Source organism: Nonomuraea cavernae (assembly GCF_040655715.1).
Taxonomy (GTDB): domain Bacteria; phylum Actinomycetota; class Actinomycetes; order Streptosporangiales; family Streptosporangiaceae; genus Nonomuraea; species Nonomuraea cavernae_A.
In genome coordinates, this window is record NZ_JBFAKL010000020.1 from 18,436 (window position 1) to 39,043 (window position 20,608).

At 71.0% G+C, this 20,608-nt stretch carries 18 protein-coding genes; 8 read left to right on the forward strand and 10 right to left on the reverse strand.

Features of this window, described 5'->3' with window-relative positions; translation table 11 throughout:
• Positions 1-19: 19 nt before the first annotated feature.
• The gene (locus AB0I38_RS26560; protein ID WP_358475475.1) at positions 20-2,506 is read right to left on the reverse strand and encodes an ATP-binding protein; all 2,487 of its coding nucleotides are present in this window, start codon (positions 2,504-2,506) and stop codon (positions 20-22) included.
• Positions 2,507-2,579: 73 nt separating this feature from the next.
• Between AB0I38_RS26560 and AB0I38_RS26565 the strand changes: the two genes are divergently transcribed.
• The 5 genes from AB0I38_RS26565 to AB0I38_RS26585 all read left to right on the forward strand — a co-directional run bounded on the left by AB0I38_RS26565 (position 2,580) and on the right by AB0I38_RS26585 (position 7,780).
• Positions 2,580-3,764 (forward strand): MFS transporter, encoded by a 1,185-nt coding sequence (locus tag AB0I38_RS26565; RefSeq protein WP_358475483.1) that lies wholly within the window; start codon positions 2,580-2,582, stop codon positions 3,762-3,764.
• A 148-nt stretch (positions 3,765-3,912) separates the two neighbouring features.
• Positions 3,913-5,742: a LamG-like jellyroll fold domain-containing protein gene (locus tag AB0I38_RS26570; protein WP_358475496.1), complete on the forward strand. Its 1,830-nt coding sequence runs from the start codon at positions 3,913-3,915 to the stop codon at positions 5,740-5,742.
• A 114-nt stretch (positions 5,743-5,856) separates the two neighbouring features.
• Entirely contained in the window at positions 5,857-6,213 is a 357-nt protein-coding gene (locus AB0I38_RS26575) for a GntR family transcriptional regulator (protein ID WP_358475507.1), read from the forward strand.
• On the forward strand, positions 6,210-7,076 hold the full coding sequence (locus tag AB0I38_RS26580; RefSeq protein WP_358475511.1) for an ABC transporter ATP-binding protein: 867 nt from the start codon (positions 6,210-6,212) through the stop codon (positions 7,074-7,076). The genes AB0I38_RS26575 and AB0I38_RS26580 overlap by 4 nt, the downstream gene beginning before the upstream one ends.
• Positions 7,073-7,780 carry a hypothetical protein gene (locus tag AB0I38_RS26585; protein WP_358475518.1) on the forward strand — a complete coding sequence of 236 codons (708 nt, stop codon included), beginning with the start codon at positions 7,073-7,075 and terminating at the stop codon, positions 7,778-7,780. Before AB0I38_RS26580 ends, AB0I38_RS26585 begins: the two co-directional genes overlap by 4 nt.
• Here AB0I38_RS26585 and AB0I38_RS26590 read toward each other — a convergent pair.
• Complete coding sequence (locus AB0I38_RS26590; protein WP_358477205.1) at positions 7,773-8,399, reverse strand: hypothetical protein; 627 nt, start codon at positions 8,397-8,399, stop codon at positions 7,773-7,775. The genes AB0I38_RS26585 and AB0I38_RS26590 overlap by 8 nt on opposite strands.
• A 20-nt stretch (positions 8,400-8,419) precedes the next feature.
• On the opposite strand from AB0I38_RS26590, the gene AB0I38_RS26595 reads away from it, so the two are divergent.
• Positions 8,420-8,617 carry a hypothetical protein gene (locus tag AB0I38_RS26595; RefSeq protein ID WP_358477301.1) on the forward strand — a complete coding sequence of 66 codons (198 nt, stop codon included), beginning with the start codon at positions 8,420-8,422 and terminating at the stop codon, positions 8,615-8,617.
• Here AB0I38_RS26595 and AB0I38_RS26600 read toward each other — a convergent pair.
• Positions 8,572-10,134: an ABC transporter substrate-binding protein gene (locus AB0I38_RS26600; RefSeq protein ID WP_358475533.1), complete on the reverse strand. Its 1,563-nt coding sequence runs from the start codon at positions 10,132-10,134 to the stop codon at positions 8,572-8,574. The genes AB0I38_RS26595 and AB0I38_RS26600 overlap by 46 nt on opposite strands.
• Positions 10,135-10,306: 172 nt before the next feature.
• Here AB0I38_RS26600 and AB0I38_RS26605 point away from each other — a divergent pair, with 172 nt between their 5' ends.
• Positions 10,307-12,217: a sensor histidine kinase gene (locus AB0I38_RS26605; RefSeq protein WP_358475553.1), complete on the forward strand. Its 1,911-nt coding sequence runs from the start codon at positions 10,307-10,309 to the stop codon at positions 12,215-12,217.
• On the forward strand, positions 12,210-12,566 hold the full coding sequence (locus AB0I38_RS26610; RefSeq protein ID WP_358475560.1) for a DUF742 domain-containing protein: 357 nt from the start codon (positions 12,210-12,212) through the stop codon (positions 12,564-12,566). The genes AB0I38_RS26605 and AB0I38_RS26610 overlap by 8 nt, the downstream gene beginning before the upstream one ends.
• A gap of 7 nt (positions 12,567-12,573) precedes the next feature.
• Here AB0I38_RS26610 and AB0I38_RS26615 read toward each other — a convergent pair whose 3' ends face one another.
• From AB0I38_RS26615 to AB0I38_RS26645, 7 genes are read right to left on the reverse strand one after another with little or no spacing between them, the layout of a single operon-like run.
• Entirely contained in the window at positions 12,574-13,479 is a 906-nt protein-coding gene (locus AB0I38_RS26615) for an ABC transporter ATP-binding protein (protein ID WP_358477214.1), read from the reverse strand.
• Between the two features lie 2 nt (positions 13,480-13,481).
• Entirely contained in the window at positions 13,482-14,225 is a 744-nt protein-coding gene (locus AB0I38_RS26620; RefSeq protein WP_358475570.1) for an ABC transporter ATP-binding protein, read from the reverse strand.
• Positions 14,222-15,088, reverse strand: coding sequence for an ABC transporter permease (locus AB0I38_RS26625; protein WP_358475584.1), 867 nt, complete (start codon positions 15,086-15,088; stop codon positions 14,222-14,224). The genes AB0I38_RS26620 and AB0I38_RS26625 overlap by 4 nt, the downstream gene beginning before the upstream one ends.
• A complete protein-coding gene (locus AB0I38_RS26630; RefSeq protein WP_358475594.1) occupies positions 15,085-16,101 on the reverse strand; it encodes an ABC transporter permease in 1,017 nt (338 codons plus the stop codon). Before AB0I38_RS26630 ends, AB0I38_RS26625 begins: the two co-directional genes overlap by 4 nt.
• A 3-nt stretch (positions 16,102-16,104) precedes the next feature.
• On the reverse strand, positions 16,105-17,718 hold the full coding sequence (locus AB0I38_RS26635) for an ABC transporter substrate-binding protein (protein ID WP_358475615.1): 1,614 nt from the start codon (positions 17,716-17,718) through the stop codon (positions 16,105-16,107).
• Between the two features lie 23 nt (positions 17,719-17,741).
• Positions 17,742-19,508, reverse strand: a complete 1,767-nt coding sequence (locus AB0I38_RS26640; RefSeq protein WP_358475630.1) for a hydantoinase/oxoprolinase family protein — start codon at positions 19,506-19,508, stop codon at positions 17,742-17,744.
• On the reverse strand, positions 19,501-20,583 hold the full coding sequence (locus AB0I38_RS26645) for a DUF917 domain-containing protein (protein ID WP_358475637.1): 1,083 nt from the start codon (positions 20,581-20,583) through the stop codon (positions 19,501-19,503). The genes AB0I38_RS26640 and AB0I38_RS26645 overlap by 8 nt, the downstream gene beginning before the upstream one ends.
• Positions 20,584-20,608 lie beyond the last annotated feature (25 nt).

The following is a 20,608-nucleotide window of genomic DNA, read 5'->3' on the forward strand; positions in this document are numbered from 1 at the left end:
GACGCGGTCGAGACGGGTGTCAGAGCAGGCCGGTCCTGCGGGCCACGGCCGCGGCCTCCACCCGAGAGGCCACGCCGAGCTTGGCGATGATGTTGGAGACGTGCACGCCCGACGTCCTGGCCGAGATGAACAACCGCTCGGCGATCTGTCTGTTGCTCAGCCCCTCGGCCACCAGCCCCAGCACCTCGCGTTCGCGGGAGGAGAGCCCGTGGCCGGGCCTGAGGCTCACCCGGATGACGGCCGCCGCCGCCTCGACCTCGCGCCGCAGGGGCTCGGCTCCCAGCCGCGCGGCGATGGAGGCAGCCTCGCGCAGCGGCCCGTCGGCCCGGTCCGGGTCCTGCTCGGCCGCGCGCACCAAGGCCCACCCCAACGCGTACGGCTGACCGACCGCGCGCCACGCGGCCACCGCGGGCTCCCATGATCCCCCGCACTCCGCCTCGAACGTGGACCGGTGGGCCTTCTGCACGCGCCCGATGGTGGAGATCCCATCGGGCGCCCGCCGGATCCGGCCCGCCTGGGCGGCCACCACGAGCAGCGGCCAGGCATAGCGGCGGCTGAGCGTCAGGTCGTGCGCCGTCAACGCGTGGTCGGCCAGCAGCGCGGCGCGCTCCAGGTCGCCTTCGGCCAACGCGATCCTGCCTTCGAGCAGGTCAGGTTCGAGGCAGGAGTCGTAGCCGCGCGAGCGCCCTCGCATCAGCGGCCTGGCCTGGCCGACGATGCCGGCCGCCTCCTTCAGCGAACCTTCGCAGACCGCGACCGTGCCGAGCACGAGCAGCAGCCAGGCGCGGTGGATCGGCGGCGGGTCGAGCGCGAGTGCCGTCTGGACGACCTCGCGGGCCTCCTTCCAGCGGCCGAGCGAGCAGAGCGGCTCGGCCAGGTTCGCGGCGATGTGCGCGCCGCGCGACCTGGCCATCCCCACGCGCCTGGCCTGTGCCATCCCGCGGCGGGCCACCTCCTCGGCTCGGGCGTGCTCGCCCGCGGCCTCGAGGACGTCGGCCTCGCTGGCGTAGGCGACCAGCCTGGTGTCGTCGTCGGAGGCCGCGGCCCTGGCCTCGGTGAAGAGGGCCGAGGCGGCGTCGAGGTCGCCTTCGAGCGCGATGAGCGCGGCCAGGGTGACCAGGGATCTGGTGTCGCCGAGGGCGCGGGCCTGGTGGGCGAGCGCGCGAGCCTCGTCGTCCTGGCCGTTCCAGTGCAGGGTGCCGGCCAGCGCGCCCATCAGCCGGGCCTCCCGTGGCGCGATCCGTACGGCTTCGCGCAGGTCGTTCAGGCTCTCCTCGCCGAGCAGGTCACGGACCCCCGCTCTCAGTTCCAGCAGGTGGGCGGCCCGCAGAGGGTCGCCGGTCTCGTCGAGCGCGCGGCTCGCGAGCTCCTCGGCACGTACGGCGTCCCCCGCGTGCAGGGCGTCCCTGGCGGCGAGCTCCAGCACGCCGGCGCGCTCGCCGGCGGGCACCTGCTCCCACAGCTCCAGGACCCGCTCCCACCTGCGTGCCCGCCGGGCCGCGGCGTAGGCGCGTGGCCGGTCCCCCGCCGCGTGCCAGTGGTCGGCGGCCAGATCGGGCCAGGCCTCGGCGCACCGCGCGTGCAACCGCCTGCGCTCGCCCGGCAGCAGGTCGTCGTAGACCGCGTCACGGATCAGCGTGTGCCTGAACACGTAGCCGTCGCCATCGACGAGCAGCAATCTGACCCGCACGATCGGCCTGAGCGCCTCGTCCAGTGCCAGGTCGTCGAGACCGGCCACGGCCCGCAGCACCTCGTGCGGCGTCCGGCGTCCCGCCACGGCGGCGGCCCGCAGCACGTCGAGACTGGCCCGGCCGAGCCGCTCGGCACCGGCCAGCAGCAGCTCGCGCAGCGAGGCGGGCGTGGTCGTGCCCGCGTCGGCCAGCGCCTCCACGAACAACGGGTTGCCCTCGCTACGGGCCACGATCAGCGCCACGTCGGAGCGGCCCAGCATGCGGGCCACCTCCTCGGGGCGAAGCGGCGGCACCCGGAGCGTCTGGGCGCCGTGCAGCCGCAGGGGCTCACGCGAGGTCACGACGACGAGGATGCCGGGCCGCATCAGGTTGCGCAGGAGGAAGGCGAGCAGATCGCGGCTGGCCTGGTCGGCCCAGTGCAGGTCCTCGAGTACGAGCACGAGGGGTCGCCGCTCGGCCGCCCGCTCGACCAGCAGCAGCACCTCCTCGAACAGCCTCGCCCGGCCCAGTTCGGGCTGCTCGTCCGCCTCGCCGAGCTCCGGCAGCAGCCGCGCCAGTCCCCAGCGCCCGCCGCCCGGCACCAGTTCCGGCCCGTACTCCCTGACCAGGCGGCGCAGCACGGGCACGAAGGGCGCGTACGCCGTCGAACCGGGATCCGCGCCGCCCTCCGCGACGAGCGCGCCGACCGTCGTGGTGAACTCCGCCACCAGCCGGGACTTGCCGATGCCCGCCTCACCGACGACCAGCATCGCGGCGGGGGTGCGGGCCCAGGCGGCGGCGAGCGCCGCGAGCTCTGTCTCGCGTCCGACGAACACCCCCTCATTATGAAGAGGCCGCTACGCATCATGCCCGATGTGGCCGGGTCGTCCCGGCGTGAGGCTGGCCGACATGCTCACCCGTTCGATGAACCTCATGATGGCCGCCTCGGTCGGCGGCATGTTCGGCTTCTACCTGCTGTTCGCGGCCGTTCCGCTCTACGTCGCCTCGGGCGGTGCGGGCGAGGTCGGCGCGGGACTGGTCACCGGCGCCATGATGCTCTCCACGGTGCTGGTCGAACCGGCCGTCCCGTGGCTGCTGTCCAGGTTCGGCTACCGCGCCGCGATGGCGCTCGGCCTGGCGCTGCTGGGCCTGCCCGCCCTGCTGCTGCCCTTCTCCTCCGGCCTTCCCCTGGTGCTCGCGGTCAGCCTGCTGCGTGGCGCCGGGCTCGGCGTCCTCGTGGTCACCGGCACCGCGCTGGCCGCCGAGCTGTCGCCCGCCGGGCGCCGCGGTGAGGGCCTCGGCCTGTACGGCGTGGCGGTCGGGCTACCGTCGCTGGCCGGACTGCCGCTGGGGCTGTGGGCCGGTGACGCGCTCGGTTTCACGCCGGTGTTCGTGGCGGCGGGGCTGGCACCGCTCGCCGGTCTGGCCGCGGTGGCCGGGCTCCCTTCCGTCAGGCCGGCGCGGGCGGCCGGCGACCGCGTGAGCGGGTTGCGAGGTCTCGCGGGCCCGGCCCTCATCTTCGCCGCGGTGACGGTGGCCATCGGTGTCCTGGTGACGTTCCTGCCGCTGGCCGTCTCTCCCGCGCAGGCGTCGGCCGCGCTGCTGGCGCAGTCGATCGGCACTCCGGCGGCCCGCTGGTGGGCGGGCCGGTTCGGTGACAGGCACGGCTCGGCCCGCCTGCTCGCGCCGGGTGTCCTGGCGGCCGCCGGAGGGACCGCGCTGCAGGTGTGGACGGCGGAGCCGGTCGCGTTGATCGCCGGAATGGCGCTGTTCGGGATCGGGTTCGGCGTGCTGCAGAACGCCACGCTGGCGCTGATGTTCGAGCGGGGGCCGGCCGGCCGGGTAAGCGCCTTGTGGAACCTGGTCTATGACGCGGGGATGGGCGCCGGGGCGATGGGGTTCGGTTTGATCGTCGGGCGCACGGGCTTTCCGCTCGGCTTCGGGCTGGTCGCGGTGCTCATCGTGGCGACTCTGCCGCTGACGTGGACGTCCAGGCGGGTTCGCCAGGGGAAGCGGTCTCCGATCACGGGCGCGCACGCGGACGGGCGGCTCGGGACTTCACCGTCACCCGGAAACGGGGCGAATGCGGGTTAATACCGAAAAGAATCGCAGGTGAGAGCTAAAGTCCCCGATCATGTATATAAGTCATGGCAGGCGCGGTCTCGGCTTAACGATGGCCGTCGTGTTGGCCGCCACGATGGTCTTCATAACGGCACGGCGCGCGGAAGCTGTCAGCACCTGGGTGGAGAGTCGTTCCAGCGGCCCGACCACCTGGGAGCTGACCTGGTCGGACGAGTTCTCCGGGGCGGCGGGGACACTGCCGCGGGCCGACAAGTGGAACTTCTACGAGGGCGGCGTCGGCAACAACGAGCTTGAGCGCTATGTGAAGCTCGGCGATCCCGGCGGCGCCGCCCAGAAACACGCCTCGCTGGACGGCAACGGCAACCTGGTCATCACGGCGTACAAGAACACCGATCCGAACCTGCGCTGCCCCAACCAGGAGAGCCCGGCCGTCTGCGCCGCCACCTCGGCCCGGCTGGACACCTACGGCACGTTCTCCCAGCAGGGCGGGCGGTTCGAAGCCCGGATCAAGGTGCCGGACGGACGAGGGCTCTGGCCCGCGTTCTGGGCCAAGGGCACCGGAACCCGGGTGAACGAGATCGACATCATGGAGCAGATCGGCAACCGCGGCAGCGAGGCCGGCAGGGCCCACAGCGCGCTGCACGGGACCGACGACCTCCACCTGAACGGCACCTACACCCTGCCCAGCGGGAAGTTCGCCGACGACTATCACCTGTTCGCGGCCGACTGGTATCCCGATCACATCAACTATTCGGTCGACGGCGTCTCGTACCACACCCTCTACAAGGACGCCATCGAGCGGTCGGGACGGAAATGGCCGTTGGTCGAGGACTTCTACCTGATCCTCAACCTCGCCGTGGGTGGCGACTGGCCGGGCCCGCCAGACGAGACCACACCTTTTCCCAGCAAGATGTACATCGACTACGTGCGGGTGTTCAAGGCGACCACTCCCCTCGTCAACGCGATCGGCGCGATCACCAACCACAACGACCAGTGCATGGACGTCGCGGCCGCCGGCACCGCTGACGGAACCGCCGTCCAGCAGTACGCCTGCAACCGCACCGGCGCCCAGACCTGGACCCTGGCCACCGACGGCACCGTCCGGGCGCTCGGCAAGTGCCTCACCGTGCTCGGCAGCACGGCGGGGAGCAAGACCGAGCTGCGTACCTGCGTGAGCGGCGCGAGCGACCAGCAGTGGCGGGTGGAAGCCGCCGCCCAGTCCGCCACCGTGAAGATGGCCCAGCTCTACCACCTCGCGAGCGCCAAGTGCCTGCAGGTCCCCTCGACGGGCAGCCGGCTCGAAGTCCGGGAGTGCGGCCCGGCCCTGGCTCAGGGCTGGAGCCTCCCGACCGGCCCGACCGGCCGGTGGAAGCTCGACGACGGCGCCGGGACCACGGTGAAGGACGCTTCCAGAAACGCCGCCCACGCCGCCTGCGCCTCCGGCGTGACGTGGGCGAACGACGCGGCCCGGGGGACCGTGGCCCAGTTCGACGGCGGCCGGTCCTGCGCGACCGCGACCGGGCCCGTCGTCGACACCTCCAGGAGCTTCACCGTGTCCGCCTGGGTCAAGCTCGCGGGCACGCCGGCCCGCAATGTCACCGCGGTGAGCCAGGACGGCGTCCAGCAGAGCGGCTTCTACCTCCAGTACTCCAAGAGCGTGAACGCCTGGGGGTTCACCCGCATGAGCGCCGACGTCGCCAACCCCGCGAACAACACCAGCACGTACGGAACGGCCCCTCCGACCACCGGCTGGACGCATCTCGCCGGTGTCTACAACGCCACCGACAAGACCGTCCGCCTCTATGTGGACGGTGCGCCCGCCGGCGCCCCGGTCACGGTCGCCAACGCGTGGAGCGCCACCGGCCCCCTGGCCATCGGGCACGGGAAGTGGAACGGGGCCAGGACCGACTTCTTCCCCGGCCAGATCAGTGACGTCCAAGCCTGGCCCGTTGCCCTCGGCCCCGAGGAGGTCAAGGCCCTCCAGCGGTGACGCCTCGACCGGTGGGCCCCTGCGCGGGCCTCGCCAGGCCCTTCCCGCGTTGACGGGGGCCCACCGGTCTTCTATGGTTCATTAGTGAAGCAATGAACCATAGAAGCAGGTGTCATGTTCGACGACCGGAGCCCCATCTACCGGCAGATCGCGGAACGGATCAAAGCCGACGTCCTGAGCGAGACGCTGAAGGGCGACGAGCAGGTGATGTCGACCACCCAGTACGCCGCCTTCTACCGGATCAACCCGGCCACCGCCGCCAAGGCCTTCCAGCACCTCGTCGACGAGGGCGTGCTCTACAAGAAGCGAGGTATCGGCATGTTCGTCAGCCCCGACGCCAGAGACGCGCTCAGGACCGAGCGCAGGCGGTCGTTCTTCGCCGACGTGGTCGACCCGATGGTGACCGAAGCCAGGACCATCGGCATCCCGCTGGACGACGTCATCCGGCGCATCAAGGAGTTGGAGTCATGAGGATCGAGGTCAAGGATCTGGTCCTGCGCTACGGCGACGTCACGGCGCTCGACCGGCTCAGCTTCACGCTGGAGGGCGAGAAGATCCACGGTTTACTCGGCAGGAACGGCTCGGGCAAGACGAGCCTGCTGTCGGTGCTGGCCGCCTTTCGCAGGCAGTCGGCGGGCACCGTACGGATCGACGGGCGGCCGGTGTTCGAGAACGGCGCCGTCACCCGCGACGTCAGCCTGATCCGTGATGCCGGGGAGACCGTCGATCTGGGCACCGCCGAGGACGCCCTCTACTTCGCCGAATGGCTGCGTCCCCGCTGGGACGCGGGCTACGCCCGGTCGCTGATGGACCTGTTCGGGCTCAGGCCCAAGATGAGCGTCAAGGCCATGTCCAAGGGGCAGCGCTCGGCCATGGGCGTGGTGATCGGGCTGGCGAGCCGGGCGCCGCTGACCATGTTCGACGAGTCCTATCTCGGGATGGACGCCCCGTCCCGCCGGGCGTTCTACGACGCGCTGCTGGCCGACTACCTGGCGAACCCGCGCACGATCATCATGTCGACCCACCTCATCCAGGAGTTCGGCCCCCTGTTCGAGGACGTCGTGATCATCGACCAGGGGCGGCTCGTGGCCCACGAGGACAGCGAGACGCTGCTGTCCAGGGGGACCGAGATCATCGGCCCCGCGGCCCACGTCGAGGCGTTCACCACCGGGCTCACCGTGCTCGATCAGAGGCGGCTCGGCCCGACCTCCTCGGCCATGGTGTACGGCGAGCTCGACGACGCCCAGCGCAAGAAGGCCGCGGCGGCAGGTCTCGAACTCGGCCCCGTCGGCATGCAGGAGTTGTTCATCCATCTGACCGGAGGCCCCCGATGAGGTTCCCCAGCCGCCTGCTGACGGCGTTGTCGTTCTTCGGGGCGATGGTCTGGGCGGGCTTCTACGTCCTGGTCGTCGCGATCACGGTGGCCATCGCGACCTTCGGGACGCTCACGCAGAGCGTGTGGGAGCAGGCCATGCAGGTGCCCCGCTGGTTCGTGCTGTCCGTCGGGGTGTCGCTGGTGACCCGGTTCATGCCGATGTACCTCGCGCACGGGCAGACCCGGCGCGTCTTCGGCCTGCACGCGGCCGTCAGCGCGCTGCTGCTCTCCGGGTTCTACGCGCTGCTCATGGTGGCGGGCTATCTGCTGGAGTGGCTCCTCTACGGCCTGGTCGGCTGGCCGCAGGCGCTCGAACTACCCCACCTGTTCACCGAGCCCACACAGGTGCCGCTGGTCTTCGTCGAGTGCCTGACGGAGTTCCTGGCCTGGACCGGCGCCGGGATCCTCATCGCGTCCGCGTACTACCGCTGGCGGATCGGCGGCCTGCTGCTGTCGATCCCGCTCGGCGTCGGCCTGATCGTGCTCACCGCGGGGGCGGTGGGCGCAGAGTTCGGGCTGCCGCTGGGCGACCTCAAGCTCGGGGTGGACCTGTCGTCCACGCCTGGGGTGGCGATCGGAACCGGGCTCGTGGCGTTCGTCCTCGGGCTGGCGCTCAGCTGGGCGATCATCCGCGACGTGCCGCTGCGCAACAGGCTCAACTAGCCCGTTCGACGCCCACGGTGATCTCGTTGCCCAGCTTGTGGTCGCCCAGCAGGCCGAGGTCGTCGCCGCTCCAGAACCTGCCCGGGTCGTACCAGTTGGGGCGGCGGCCGGCCGGCAGCAGCCCCATCTCCTCGTAGGTGACGGCCACGACCTCGGCGCAGTAGGCGCGCTCCAGCGTGTGCTCGCTGATGCGGCGGCGCATGCGGGGGACGCGGCCGCGGGCCCAGCGCGCCGCCAGCCGTGCCGTGCTGGGGAACGGGGTGCCGTCGAGCCGGGCCACCGTGCGCAGGGCGGCGTCCTCCATCTCGGACGTCGCCTCGGGTTCGAGCTGGCGCAGCCAGGCGCGCTGGCCGTAGCGGTTGGCCCAGACGGTGACCGCGTCGCGCAGGTCGTGCAGCTGGACCCCGCGGTGGTGGTCGCCGGACCACAGGTCGGGCAGCGACCTGCCGAGCTCGGCGTGCCACATCATCGGTGGCAGGTCCTCGGCCACGATCGCCATGCCCACGTGGTTGACCGGGCTGTTGGTCATCGTCTGGATGGCGCGGTCGGGCACCGAGCGCCCGCGGAAGACCCACAGATCGCCCGTCCTGGTCAGGTTGACGGCCTCGTCGAGAGTCAGCACACCGCTAGCCTAGGCACATGCGCTGGTGGAAGATACTCGGTCTGGCCGGGATGGCGGGGGTCGCGGCGACGGGCGTGGCGATCGCGCGGGCCGAACGCCGCCGCCGGGCCTACACCCCCGAAGAGATCAGGCAGCGGCTGCGCAGCCGCGTCGAGCAGCCTCAGCCCGATCAGCCCGACGGCCGCAGGCCATGGACGAATACCACGTCCGGGTAGGCCGGGTTGTCGTCGTAGCCCTGGATGCCGCCGAGGAAGGCCCGCTGATAGTTGACCACCCAGGGCAGGGCCGCGGCGGCCTTCTGGTCGAGCACCCGGGTCGTCGCCCTGGCGAAGCCGCGCTGCGCGGCGCTCCGGTCGGTCACCGAGAGCTGGGGCAGCGTGTCCACCAGCTTGTCCGTGGCCGGGTCGTTGAGGTAGGCCAGGTTGAAGACCGTCGGCGACTCGCTGCGGAAGACGTTGCCGAACCACGAGTAGCCGTCGGCGTAGTCGGGCCACCAGTACATGAGGAAGATGTCCTGGCCGCGCTTCTTGCCCAGATCCCACTGTTCGAGCCAGGGCATCGCCCGGGTCTCCAGCGTGACGTTCAGCTCCTTGAGCGTCTCCGTCAGCCGGGTGGCGAGCACCTCCTGGTCGGTGTCGCCCTCGGCGTAGGTGAGGCTGAGCCGTAGCGGCCGCCCGGCCGGGCCGTAGCCGGCCCGCTCCAGCAGCCGGGTCGCGGCCGCCAGGTCCTGCTCCGGCAGCTGCTCGGGCACGTGCCCCAACAGGCCCTCCGGGATGACGCCGCTCACCGGCGAGGCCGCGCCCCTGAGCGCCTTGATGACGCCCCGGTAGTCGATGGCCTTCTGCACCGCCCGCCGTACCCGGAGGTCGGCCATCGGCCCGCTCTCGGTGTTGAACAGCAGCATCGCGGTCTGGAACGACGGCCGCCGCGAGGTGCGCACGCCGGGGTTGGATTCGGCCTTGGCCTGCAGTCGCGGGCTGAGCCGGTCGACGAAGCTGACCTCGCCGCGCAGCAGGAGCCGCCAGGCCCGGTCCTCGTCGGGCACGACGCGGTACTTCACCGTGCCGTAGTGCGGGCCCTCCCAGCCTCCCCAGTAGTCCTGGTACGAGGTGAGCGTGAGCTCCTCCTCCTTGCCCTTGGCCCAGGAGGCGACGGTGTAGGGGCCGGTGCCGGCGTCCCTGCCGGCCTTGAACCACGTGCTCAGGTCGGCGGCGGCCTGGGTGTCGTAGATGTAGGCGGCGTAGCCGGCGGAGGCGACCAGGTCCAGCGGGACCGGATACTTCAGGGTGAACGTCACGGTCAGCGGGTCGTCGGCCTTGATGCCGGACACGGCGTCCCAAATGTAGGCGGCGCCCTCGCCGAGCTTCATCGTGCGCTCGATCGACGACTTCACCGCCGCCGAGTCGAAGGGCCTGCCGGTGTGGAAGGTCACGCCGGAGCGCAGGGTGAACGTCCAGACCTTGCCGTCGCCGGACGAGCGCCACGAGGTGGCCAGGCGGGGGCTCGCCTTCTTGGTCACCGGGTTCCAGACGGTCAGGGTCTCGTAGATGTTCTGGTGGGCGATGATCTCGTTGGAGTAGGAGGTGGCGGGGTCCCACTCGGTGATGACGTCGAGATTCTGCACCATGACGAACGCCGACTCCGCCTTCGGCGCCTGCGCGACCTCGGCGGGGGCTGAGCAGGCCGCGATGGAGAGCACCAGCGCGGCAACCGCTACAAGACGACGGCGCAACGCATCTCCCTCTGTGACCGGATGTAGGCGAAACCTACTGCAAGATCATAATGGAGTACTCAAAAGTCCTGAAAAATTAGGACTTCCGGAGATCGAATTGCTATCCTCGTCCCGCTAGCCGAGATCGTCCCGTCCGGGGTTCACGTGCAGGGGACCGACCGGAAGAGGTGCCATGGGTCGCAGCCGCACGATCCGCATGAAGATCATCGGTCTCCTGCTGGTCCCACTCGCCTCGATGGTGGTGCTGTGGGGTGTCCTCACAGTCGTCACGGCAGGCGAGAGCCTTGAATTACGCCAGTACAAGACATTCTGGACCAACCTTCGTCATCCCGCCTACCAGCTCACCGCCGAACTCCAGCGCGAACGTCTGGCCTCCGTCAAGCTGCTCCGATCCGACGGCTCGATCGGCGAAACCGCCCTCACCGCGCAGCGCTCCCGCACCAACACGGCCGGCGATCGGTTCCGGCAGCTCTCCAGCCGCTCCATGGACACCTCCGAGGAGATCCGCGCCCAGGTGGAAGCGGTGCTCACGCAGCTCAACCGGCTCGACGTGTTCAGAGGCGAGATCGACGCGGGCCTGTCCGACCGCATGCACGCGATCGAGGCGTACAACGGCGTCACCGACGCGCTGTTCGGCCTGCACCGGCACGTCGCGTTCATCGACGACATCCCGATCTACGAGCAGTCGCGCGTCGTGATCGATCTCAGCTACGCCAGAGAGCTGCTGACCCGGGAGCAGGCCATCGCCGCCGGGCCCACCACGGAGGTCGAGCGCCGCCTGTTCACCCAGCTGGTCGGCAACCGCCGATTCCTCATCGACCAGGCGTTGACCGAGCTCGACCCCGGCCTGCGCAACACCCAGGTCTCGATCATCACCTCACCCGCCTACCAGCGCATGCGGCTGATGGAGGACCAGATCAGCGCGGGCAGCACCCCGCGCGCCTGGCTCAGCACGACCGAGGAGCTGGGCAAGGCCTTCCAGGACGCCCACATGCAGGCCAGCGCGCTGCTGTCCGAGCGGGCCGAGCCGGTGGCCGACTCGGTGCTCACGCGCGCCTTCGTCCTGGCCGGCACCTGTTTCGTGCTGGTGATCGTGTCGATCGTGTTCTCGCTGCGGATGGGCACCCGGCTGTCGAAGGAACTGGGCGCGCTGCGGCTGGCCGCGCTCGAAGTGGCCGAGGAACGTCTGCCGGAGGTCGTGGCGAAGCTGCGCAGGGGCGAGGCCATCGAGGTGCCCGAGCTGTCGGTGGCCAGCACCACGACCGAGATCGACGACGTGGGCCAGGCCTTCTCCACCGTCCAGCAGACCGCCGTCGAGGCCGCGGTCGGCCAGGCGCAGCTGCGCGACGGCGTCGGCCACGTCTTCCGCAACCTGGCCAGGCGTAGCCAGACCCTGCTGCACCGCCAGCGCATCCAGCTGGAGGGGATGCAGCACCGGGCCACCGACCCGAACGACCTCGACGACCTGTTCCGCCTGGATCACCTGACCACCCGGATGCGCCGCCACGCCGAAGGCCTGATCATCCTGTCCGGCGCCACACCCGGCCGTGGCTGGAGCAAGCCCGTGTCGCTGCTCGACGTCGCGCGCGGCGCGACCGCCGAGGTCGAGGACTACCAGCGGGTCGTCATCGAACCGATGCCCGGCCACCGTTTGGCCGGACCGGTCGTAGGTGACATGATCCATCTGATCGCCGAGCTCATCGAGAACGCCACCGTCTACTCGCCGCCGCACACCACGGTCCACGTGCGCGGCGAGGTGGCGGCCCGCGGCTTCGCCTTCGAGGTCGAGGATCGCGGGCTCGGGATGAGCTCTGAGGAGCTGGCCGACTACAACGAGCGGCTGGTCAGCCCACCGGAGTTCGACCTGGCCGACAGTGACCGGCTCGGCCTTTTCGTCGTCTCCCGCCTGGCCGCCAGGCATGACATCCGCGTAACGTTGCGCGGTTCACCATATGGAGGGACCACCGCCATCGTGCTGATCCCGGCAGAACACGTGAGCGCTCCGCCTGCCGAGCCGACGGAGCCCACCACGAAACCCACCAAGGAGTCTGGGCGTCCCATGCGGGTGGTGCAGGGTGAGTGACGAGCGCTGGCTGGACGAGGCCGCCGGGCCGATCGTCCCCGCCTACCTGCTGACCAAGGGCCGTACCATCCCCGCGAGCGAGTCGATCGACCTCATCGCGGTGATCATCACGTCCGGGGGGCTCACCCCGCCGGCCGGCCTCGGCCCCGAGCATCTGATCATCATGCAGAAGTGCACGAGACCGACCCGGCTCGTCGACGTGGCGGCCGAGCTCAACCTGCCGATCGGCGTGGTGCGGGTGCTGGTCGGCGACCTGCACGCGCAGCAGCTCGTCCAGGTCGAGCTGCCGCCGCCCGCGCCCGACGCCTCCGTGCTGCTCGAGGTGATCAACGGGCTGAAGGCCCTCTGAGGGCCGCTCAACCGTCCGGCACGTCCTCCCGTTCCCGAACGCCGCTCAAACCGTCCAGTACGTCCTCCGCGCGGTGGCAGGCCACCTGACGGCCCGCCGTCTCCCGGAGGGCGGGCGCCCGCTCGCAGGCCGCCACGGCCAGCGGGCAGCGCAGCCGGAACGCGCAGCCCGTCTCGGCGGGCCTGGCCTCCGTCCGGCCCCGCGCCACGGGTGGCCGCCCGCCCAGCTTCGGTACGGCGTCGCGGAGCGCGAGGGTGTAGGGGTGGGCCGGGCGGTCGAGCAGCTCGGCCGTGGCCCCGGCCTCGACGACGCGGCCCGCGAACAGGACGTGCGAGGTGCGGCAGAGCCTGCCGACCACGGCCAGGTTGTGCGTGATGAGCAGGCGTTCGGTGTCCAGCGAGGCGAGCAGGTCGAGGATCCGCGCCTGGACGGTGACGTCGAGCGCGCTGGTGGGCTCGTCCAGGATGAGCAGCCGCGGGCCGACCGCGAGTGCCCTGGCGATCACCACGCGCTGGCGCTGGCCGCCGGACAGCTGGTGGGGCCTGCGCTCGGCCAGCTCGGGGTCCAGGCCGACCTGGCGGAGCAGCTCGGGCACCCGGTGCCGCTCGTCTCTGGGCAGCCCTTCGGCGACCGAGCCGCCGATTCGCATCCTGGGGTCGAGGGCCTCGGCCTGGAAGACGGGCTGGACGTCTTTACGGAACCGCCTTTGGTCAGCTTTTTTCAGCGTTTGGTCGCCGTACCAGATATTTCCGGACATGGGGGTCAGCAGGCCGAGGAAGGCGCGCGCCAGCGTGGTCTTGCCCGAGCCGCTCTCGCCGATCAGGCCGACGCCGCCCTCGGTGATGTCGAGGCTGACGTCGTGGACGACCGGCGTCCCGCCGTAGCCGAGCGTCACGCCCTCCGCCCTGAGCATCGTCACGGCAGCGCCTCCAGCAGCTCGCGGGTGTAGGGATGGGACGGCTCCGCGAGCACCACGGCCGCCGGACCGGCCTCCACGACCTCGCCGTCCTTCATGACCAGCACCCGGTCGGCGATCGTCGAGACGAGCGCCAGGTCGTGCGAGACGAGCAGCAGGGCCAGCCCGCGCTCCTCGCGCAGCCGCCGCAGCACGCCCACCACCTCGGCCTGCACGGTCACGTCGAGGGCGCTGGTGGGCTCGTCGGCCAGGATCACCTCGGCGCCGAGCGCGATGGCCAGCGCGATGGCGAACCGCTGCGCCTGCCCGCCGGAGATCTCGTGCGGATAGCGGCGCAGAATCCGGTGCTCCAGCATGACCGCCTCCACGGCGTCCCGCATGACCTGCTCGACCCGCCCGCCGCCGACGCCGTGAAGCTTGAGCGCGCGGCGCATCAGGGTGCCGAGGCGGGTCGCCGGGCTGAGCGCGGCCTGGGGAGACTGCATGACCAGGGCGACCCGGGCGCCACGGATCTCGCGCAGCCGGCGCGGGGTGGCCTGGAGCACGTCGACGCCGCAGACCCGGACGCGTCCCGAGACGTGGGCGCCCTCGGTGAGGCCCAGCAGCGACAGCAGGGTGGTCGACTTGCCCGAGCCGCTCTCCCCCACGATCGCCACGCACTCCCCTTCGCGCACGTCCAGCTCGGGAACCCGGGCGACCGTCCGCTCGCCGTACCTCACCTGGAGGTCGCGCACCTCGATCATGTCCGTACGCTCCGGGGGTCCAGGGCGCTCCGCAGGCCCTCGCCCAGCACGTTGAACGCGAACGCCGTCACCAGGATGGCCAGGCCGGGGAAGGTGACGGCCCACCAGTTCGTGGTGAACAGCGTCTGACTCTGTCCCACCATCAGCCCCCACTCCGCCGTCGGCTCCTGCGCTCCCACCCCCAGGTACGACAGCGCCGCCGCGATCAGGATGACGCCGCCCGCGTCCAGCGAGATCTGGACCAGCACGGGGGTGAGCGAGTTGGGCAGCACGTGCCTGAGGATGATCAGCGGCGCGGGCACGCCCAGGCAGCGCGCGGCGTCCACGTAGCCGCGCGTGGCGATCGAGGCGGCCATCGACGCGGCCAGCCGGGTGTACCAGGGCCACCAGGTGACCGCGATGGCCACGATCACGGTGGTGACGCTCGGCCCGAGCACCACGGCCAGCGCCACCGAGAGCAGCAGCGCCGGGAACGCCAGGAACACGTCCGTGATCCGCATGATCACGTCGCGGATCCAGCCGCCGGCGTACCCGGCGACGACTCCCAGCGTGACGCCGACGCCGGCCGACAGGACGAGCACCGCCACGGCGATGAACAACGAGGTACGCCCGCCGTGCATGACCCTGGTGAACAGGTCGCGGCCCAGGCTGTCGGTGCCGAACCAGTGCTCGGCGCTCGGCGGCGTCAGCCCGAGGACCGGATCCAGCCGGTCGGCGGGATAGGGGGCGAGCCACGGCGCGAGGACGGCGGCCAGCGTGATCAGCGCGAGGAGCGCCGCGCCCAGCAGCGCCAGCCGGTCGGTGATCCTCGGCAGCGTACGGCGCAGCGGCACGTCCAGCGCCTGAGCGCCCGGCCCCTTCACCGGGTCCTCGCTCTCGGGTCCACCACGCCCTGCAGGACGTCGACCACCAGGTTGGCCAGCACGTACATCACGGCGACGAGCAGCGTGACGCCCGCGATCGCCGGAGTGTCCGAGTGGCTGATCGACTGAACGGCGTACCTGCCGAGCCCCGGCCAGTTGAACACCGACTCCACCAGGAACCCGTTGACGATCGCGTACGCGAAGACCAGGGCGATCAGCGACAGCACCGGGCTGAGGGCGGGCCGCAGCGAGAACCTGGTCAGGATCGACGTCTCGCCGAAGCCGAGGGCGCGCTCCAGCCGGGTGTGGTCCTGGCCGGCCTCCTCGATGAGCGCGGCCCTGGTCATCTGCGCGATCACGCCCATGGGGTAGGCGGCGACGACCAGGGTGGGCAGCACCAGGTGTTCGAGGGTGCTGGTGAAGATGGGCCAGTTGCCGGTGATGAACGCGTCCACGACGGTGATGTTGGTCCACAGGGTGAGCGGGCTCGTGGTGTCGAGGGCGCGGTCGTACTCCCCGGCGACGGGAAACCAGTCGAGGTGGCCGGCGAACACCGTCTGCAGGGTCAGGGCCAGCCAGAACACCGGGACGGAGACGGCCAGCATGCTGGTGATCCGTACCCCAAAGTCTGGAAATTTCGCCTTATAGCGGGCGGCGAGCACTCCGATCGGAATGCCCACCAGGATCGCGAGGAGCAGGGCCGCGCCCACCAGCTCCAGCGAGGCCGGGAACGCCTGGAACAGGTCGTCCCGGACCGGCTGCCGGGTCCGCAGGCTGGTGCCCCAGTCGCCGGTCACGAGGTCCCGGGCGTAGTTCCAGAGCTGCACCGGCAGCGAGTCGTCCAGCCCGAACCTCTCCCGCGCGGCGGCGAGCTGCTCGGGCGTGGCCTTCGGCCCGGCGAAGGCCACCGCCGGATCGCCCGGCACCACCCGCATGATGACGAACGTGAGCACCACCACGCCGGCCACGACCAGGAGCGCCTGGCCGAGCCGGCGGATCAGGTAGCGCGGCATCGGTCAGCCGGCGGACGCGAGATCGTAGAAGAAGACCACGTTGGGGTAGGCCGGGTTGTCGGTGTAGCCCTGCACGTCCGCCGACAGCGCGCGCTGGTAGGTCTGCACGTACGGCACCGCCACGGCGGCCTCGTCCTGGATGATCTTCTTCTGCAGGTCCGTGTACGCCTGGCTCGCGGCCAGCGGGTCCGTGGCGGACAGCTCCGGCAGCGCGTCGATCGCCTTGTCGACCTCGGTGTCCTTCAGGTAGGAGAGGTTGAACTGCGGCTTGTCCGCGCTCCTGAAGACGTTGTAGAACCACGAGAAGGCGTCGGCGTAGTCCGGATACCAGTACATGACGAACACGTCCTGGCCCTGCTTCTTGCCGAGGTCCCACTGCGCGTTCCAGGCCATCGGCTTGGCCTGCAGAGTCACGTTGAGCTGCTTGAGCGTCGTGCTGAGCAGCGTCACCAGCAGCTTCTGGTCCTCGTCGCCCTGGGCGTAGGTGAGCGTCAGCTTGAGCTCCTTGAGGTCGGGGCCGTAGCCCGCCTCGGCGAGCAACTGCTGCGCCTTGGGCAGGTCCTGCTTGGGCTCCAGGCCCGAGGAGTGACCGAGCAGCCCCTGCGGCACCAGGCCGGAGCCCTTCTGCCCGGCGCCCTTGAGCGCCGCCGTCAGGCCGTCGTAGTCGACCGCGAGCTGCAGCGCCTGCCGTACCTTGATGTCCTTGGTCGGGCCGGTCGCGGTGTTGAAGAGCATGAGCAGGTTCTGGAACGACGGCCGCTGCGCGGCGCGCACGCCCTCGGTCATCCCGGCCTGCTCGAACAGCTGCGGGTTGAGCCGCTGGACGAAGTTCACCTCGCCCTTCTGCAGCAGCTGCCAGGCCGTGGTGATCTCCGGAGTGACGCGGAAGGCGACCTTCCTGTACTGCTCGGGCTTCCAGCCGCCCCAGTAGTCCTCGTACGCCTTCAGCGTGAGCTCGGTCTCCTTGCCCTTCTGCCAGCTGTCGATGGTGTACGGGCCGGTGCCGGCGTCGATCTCGCCCTTCTCCAGCTTGTCCGCGACCGCCGTGTCGTAGATGTAGGCCGCGTAGCCGGAGGAGGCGATCAGGTCAAGCGGGACGGCGTACTTGAGGGTGAACTTCAGCGTCGAGGCGTCGAGGGCGTCGATCTTGTCGACGGCGGCCCAGATGTAGGCGGCGCCCGCGTTCGTCTTGATGGTGCGTTCGATGGCCTTCTTGGCCGCCTCGGCGTCGAGCTTCGCCCCGGTGTGGAACGTGACCCCCTCGCGCAGCTTGAACGTCCACTCCTTGCCGCCCGCGGCCGACGACCACTCGGTGGCCAGGCGCGGCTCGGGCTTCTGCGACTCGGCGTCGTACCTGGTCAGCCCCTCGTAGATGTTGGACATGGCGACGATCTCGTTGGAGTACGAGCTCGCCGGGTCCCAGTCGGTCACGACGTCCAGGTTCGGCGCGTAGACGAACGTGGCGTCGTTGGCCTGCGCGGCCGCGGACTGCGTGGTGCTGCCGCTCGGCTGGGGTGTGCCGCCGGCACCGCGGACCTGGCCGCCCGCGCACGCGGACGCTGCCAGAACCATGGCCCCGGTCACTCCGGCTACGAGCAGACGCTTGTGCCAGCGCATGGTGGGGGGATCCTTTCGATTCGTCACCGGGCGAGAGGTCCGGCGGCTTTGACGTGTACCCGCACGGCGGGTTCCGAGAGGTAGCTCAGCGGCACCTCGAGCAGGTCGACGATCTCGACCTGTCCGGGGTCCGCGCCCGCGGCGACCGCCCGGGCCGCCGCCTCCTCCTTGACCCTTTCGATCGCCTTCGACCGGCTTTCGCCCGCAGGCAAGATCGTATCGATTCTGCCGCTCGCCAGCGCGATCGCGGCCCCTACGGCATTGGCCACCTCGGCGTGCTCCGGCCGGATGACGCGGCTCGCGCCGGGGATCTTCGCGGGCAGCAGGAAGGCCCCGCCCCCCACCGCCACCAGCGGGCGGTCGGCCCGGCGCAGCGCCATGCGGTCCACCGCGTCGACGACCATGCCGTCGGCGATCGCGATCGCCCTTTCCACAGTGTCTCTGAATATTTCCGATATGTCGGATATCTGGCCAGTGGTGGCATCAGCGCCGGTGGCCGCCCGCAGGCGCTCGCGCCAGCCGGACGTCCCGGGAGGGGTACGGCCGGCGGCCACGGCCACGTCCGTCATCGTGGTCGTCGTCCCGCCGAAGACCAGCGCCTCCTCGGCGATCCGGTAGCCCACGGAGTCGGGGCCGACGCCCTCACGCCTGACCACGGTGCCGCCGCCCAGCGCGATGGCCAGGATGTCCGGCATGCGGAAGTTGGTCAGCACCCCGCCGATCTCCACCGCCGCCGCCGACTCCCTCGGGAACCCGCCGACCAGCACGCCGAGGTCCGTGGACGTCCCGCCCACGTCGGCCACGATCGCGTCGCCCACACCGGACAGGAACGCCGCCCCGCGCAACGAGTTGGCCGGACCGGAGCCGATCGTCGACACCGGCAGCCGCGCCGCGTGCTCCACCGTCATCAGCGTGCCGTCGTTCTGCGCGAGGTACGGCCGCGCCGCCAGCCCGCGTTCGGCCAGCGCGGTGACCAGGGCCTCGGTGACGTGGGCCGCCACGCCGTACAGGGCCGCGTTGAGCACGGTCGCGTTCTCACGCTCCAGCAGGCCGAGCGAGCCGATCTCGTGGCTCACCGAGACGGGCAGCCCGTACTCCCGCCTGACCAGTTCCTCGACCGCGCGCTCGTGCTCCGCGTTCGCCGGGCTGAACACGCTGGTCACCGCGACCGCGTCCGCTTCCACGCCGTCCAGGAACCGGCGGATCGCGCCGAGGTCGAGCGGCCCGATCTCGCGGCCGTCGACGTAGTGGCCGCCGGGGACGATCGCCTCCCCCGCCGACACCGCCTCACGCAGGTCGCCGGGCCAGTCGCAGAGCGGTGGCACGGCCGTGGTGGCGGGGGCACCGAGCCTCAGCACGGCCACCCGGCCCAGGTTCCGCCGCTCCAGAATCGCGTTGGTCGCGTGCGTGGTGCCCAGCATGACCCGCGAGACCCGCCCCCACGAGCCGCGTGAATCTGAGGCGTCTCGTCCGGACGTGAGCGGATCTGAGATGTCTCGTCCGGACACGAGCGGGGCTAAGGCGGCCCGTCCGGACGTGAGCGGATCAGAGGCGGTCTGCCCAGACACGAGCTCGTCTAAGGCGGCCCGTCCGGACGTGAGCGGATCTGAGACGTCGGATCCGGGCAGCTGCGCGAGTACGGCGTCGAGCGCGGCCCGCAGCCCCTCGGTCACGTCCGGGGTGGTCGGCCGCTTGGCCTTGGCCACCACCCGGTCGGCGGCGTCGAGGATCACCGCGTCGGTGTTCGTGCCGCCGACGTCGATCCCGATGCGCAGCGCGCCCTCAGCCACCCGACTCCTCCTTGGCCAGTTCCTCGATCGGCACGTAGTCCATGTCGTAGCCGAACGCCCTCGGCCCCGCCGTGTCGAGGCCCTTCGGCGTGCGCCAAAGCGGGTCGCAGGGCCAGGCGAGCACGGTGACGCGCTGGCCGTACCTGAGCCCCTCGGTCGGGACGGCGGCGGCCGTCTCGGTGTCGACCACCGTGATCAGGTCCGGCACCATGGCCTTGACCTGGCCGTCCTCCAGGGCGACGAGGTTCTCGTTCTGGAGTTCCAGGGTGAGGACGCGGTCGCGGTCGTCGCCGGTGCCGTCGATCGTGGCCGTTCCCCTGACGAACCCGCCGGCGGTGCGGCGTTCGACATCGGTCAGCTTTCCGGTGATCAGCCTGACCGCGCCGAGTTCGGCACGCAGCGCACGCAGGGGGTCCGCCGTACGCTCCGTGGATCTGCCGATGGCGATCGCGCGGGAGACCGTGCCCTCGATGACCGCGCCGCGCGCTCCGGCGGCGGTGAGCACGTAGTCGGCCATCAGCGCGTGCGAGCCGGCGGCCACGCAGACGGCGCGCGCCAGCCGTTCCGACCAGAGACCGTCGATGGGGCGGATCGTCACGACGTTCCCCACGATGTCCGACATGACGACGAGGTCGGCGGGGAGCCCCGCCACGTACATCGACACCATCTGCACCTCGGGAAAGGCCCGCCCCATGCCGTCGGCGTCCAGCAGCGGCAGGCCGAGTTGCGCGGCCCAGGCGACGGGCGCGACACCGTTCGAGCCACCGATCTCCGACGACATGACCGCGCTCGGCGGCCGGCCGAAGATCCGCTCGATCTCCTCGGCGATCCGCCGGGGCTCGTCCTCGCCGTGGATCATCTCCTGACTGACGGTCGGCGCGCCGATGCCGGACAGCGGCACGACCAGCGCGTCGCCGGGCAGATCCGCCAGCGCGACGAGCGGCACCTCCCCGTACGCCTGGATCGCCCGTTTCGCCGCCAGCGCCCCGGTGCGCACGTCTCCCCCGCCGCCGGTGCCCAGCACGGCGCACCCTCGGGCGAGCGCCGGAACGTCATCCACATCAATGGTGCTCATATGGCGACACAACCAAGCACAAACC

Excerpts from the sequence above, each read along its gene's own strand:
- AB0I38_RS26565 (WP_358475483.1), top strand. The coding sequence starts at position 2,580 with ATGCTCACCCGTTCGATGAACCTCATGATGGCCGCCTCGGTCGGCGGC.
- AB0I38_RS26575 (WP_358475507.1), top strand. The coding sequence starts at position 5,857 with ATGTTCGACGACCGGAGCCCCATCTACCGGCAGATCGCGGAACGGATC.
- AB0I38_RS26580 (WP_358475511.1), top strand. The coding sequence starts at position 6,210 with ATGAGGATCGAGGTCAAGGATCTGGTCCTGCGCTACGGCGACGTCACG.
- AB0I38_RS26585 (WP_358475518.1), top strand. The coding sequence starts at position 7,073 with ATGAGGTTCCCCAGCCGCCTGCTGACGGCGTTGTCGTTCTTCGGGGCG.
- AB0I38_RS26595 (WP_358477301.1), top strand. The coding sequence starts at position 8,420 with ATGCGCTGGTGGAAGATACTCGGTCTGGCCGGGATGGCGGGGGTCGCG.
- AB0I38_RS26605 (WP_358475553.1), top strand. The coding sequence starts at position 10,307 with ATGGGTCGCAGCCGCACGATCCGCATGAAGATCATCGGTCTCCTGCTG.
- AB0I38_RS26615 (WP_358477214.1), bottom strand. The coding sequence starts at position 13,479 with ATGCTCAGGGCGGAGGGCGTGACGCTCGGCTACGGCGGGACGCCGGTC.
- AB0I38_RS26620 (WP_358475570.1), bottom strand. The coding sequence starts at position 14,225 with ATGATCGAGGTGCGCGACCTCCAGGTGAGGTACGGCGAGCGGACGGTC.
- AB0I38_RS26630 (WP_358475594.1), bottom strand. The coding sequence starts at position 16,101 with ATGCCGCGCTACCTGATCCGCCGGCTCGGCCAGGCGCTCCTGGTCGTG.
- AB0I38_RS26635 (WP_358475615.1), bottom strand. The coding sequence starts at position 17,718 with ATGCGCTGGCACAAGCGTCTGCTCGTAGCCGGAGTGACCGGGGCCATG.
- AB0I38_RS26645 (WP_358475637.1), bottom strand. The coding sequence starts at position 20,583 with ATGAGCACCATTGATGTGGATGACGTTCCGGCGCTCGCCCGAGGGTGC.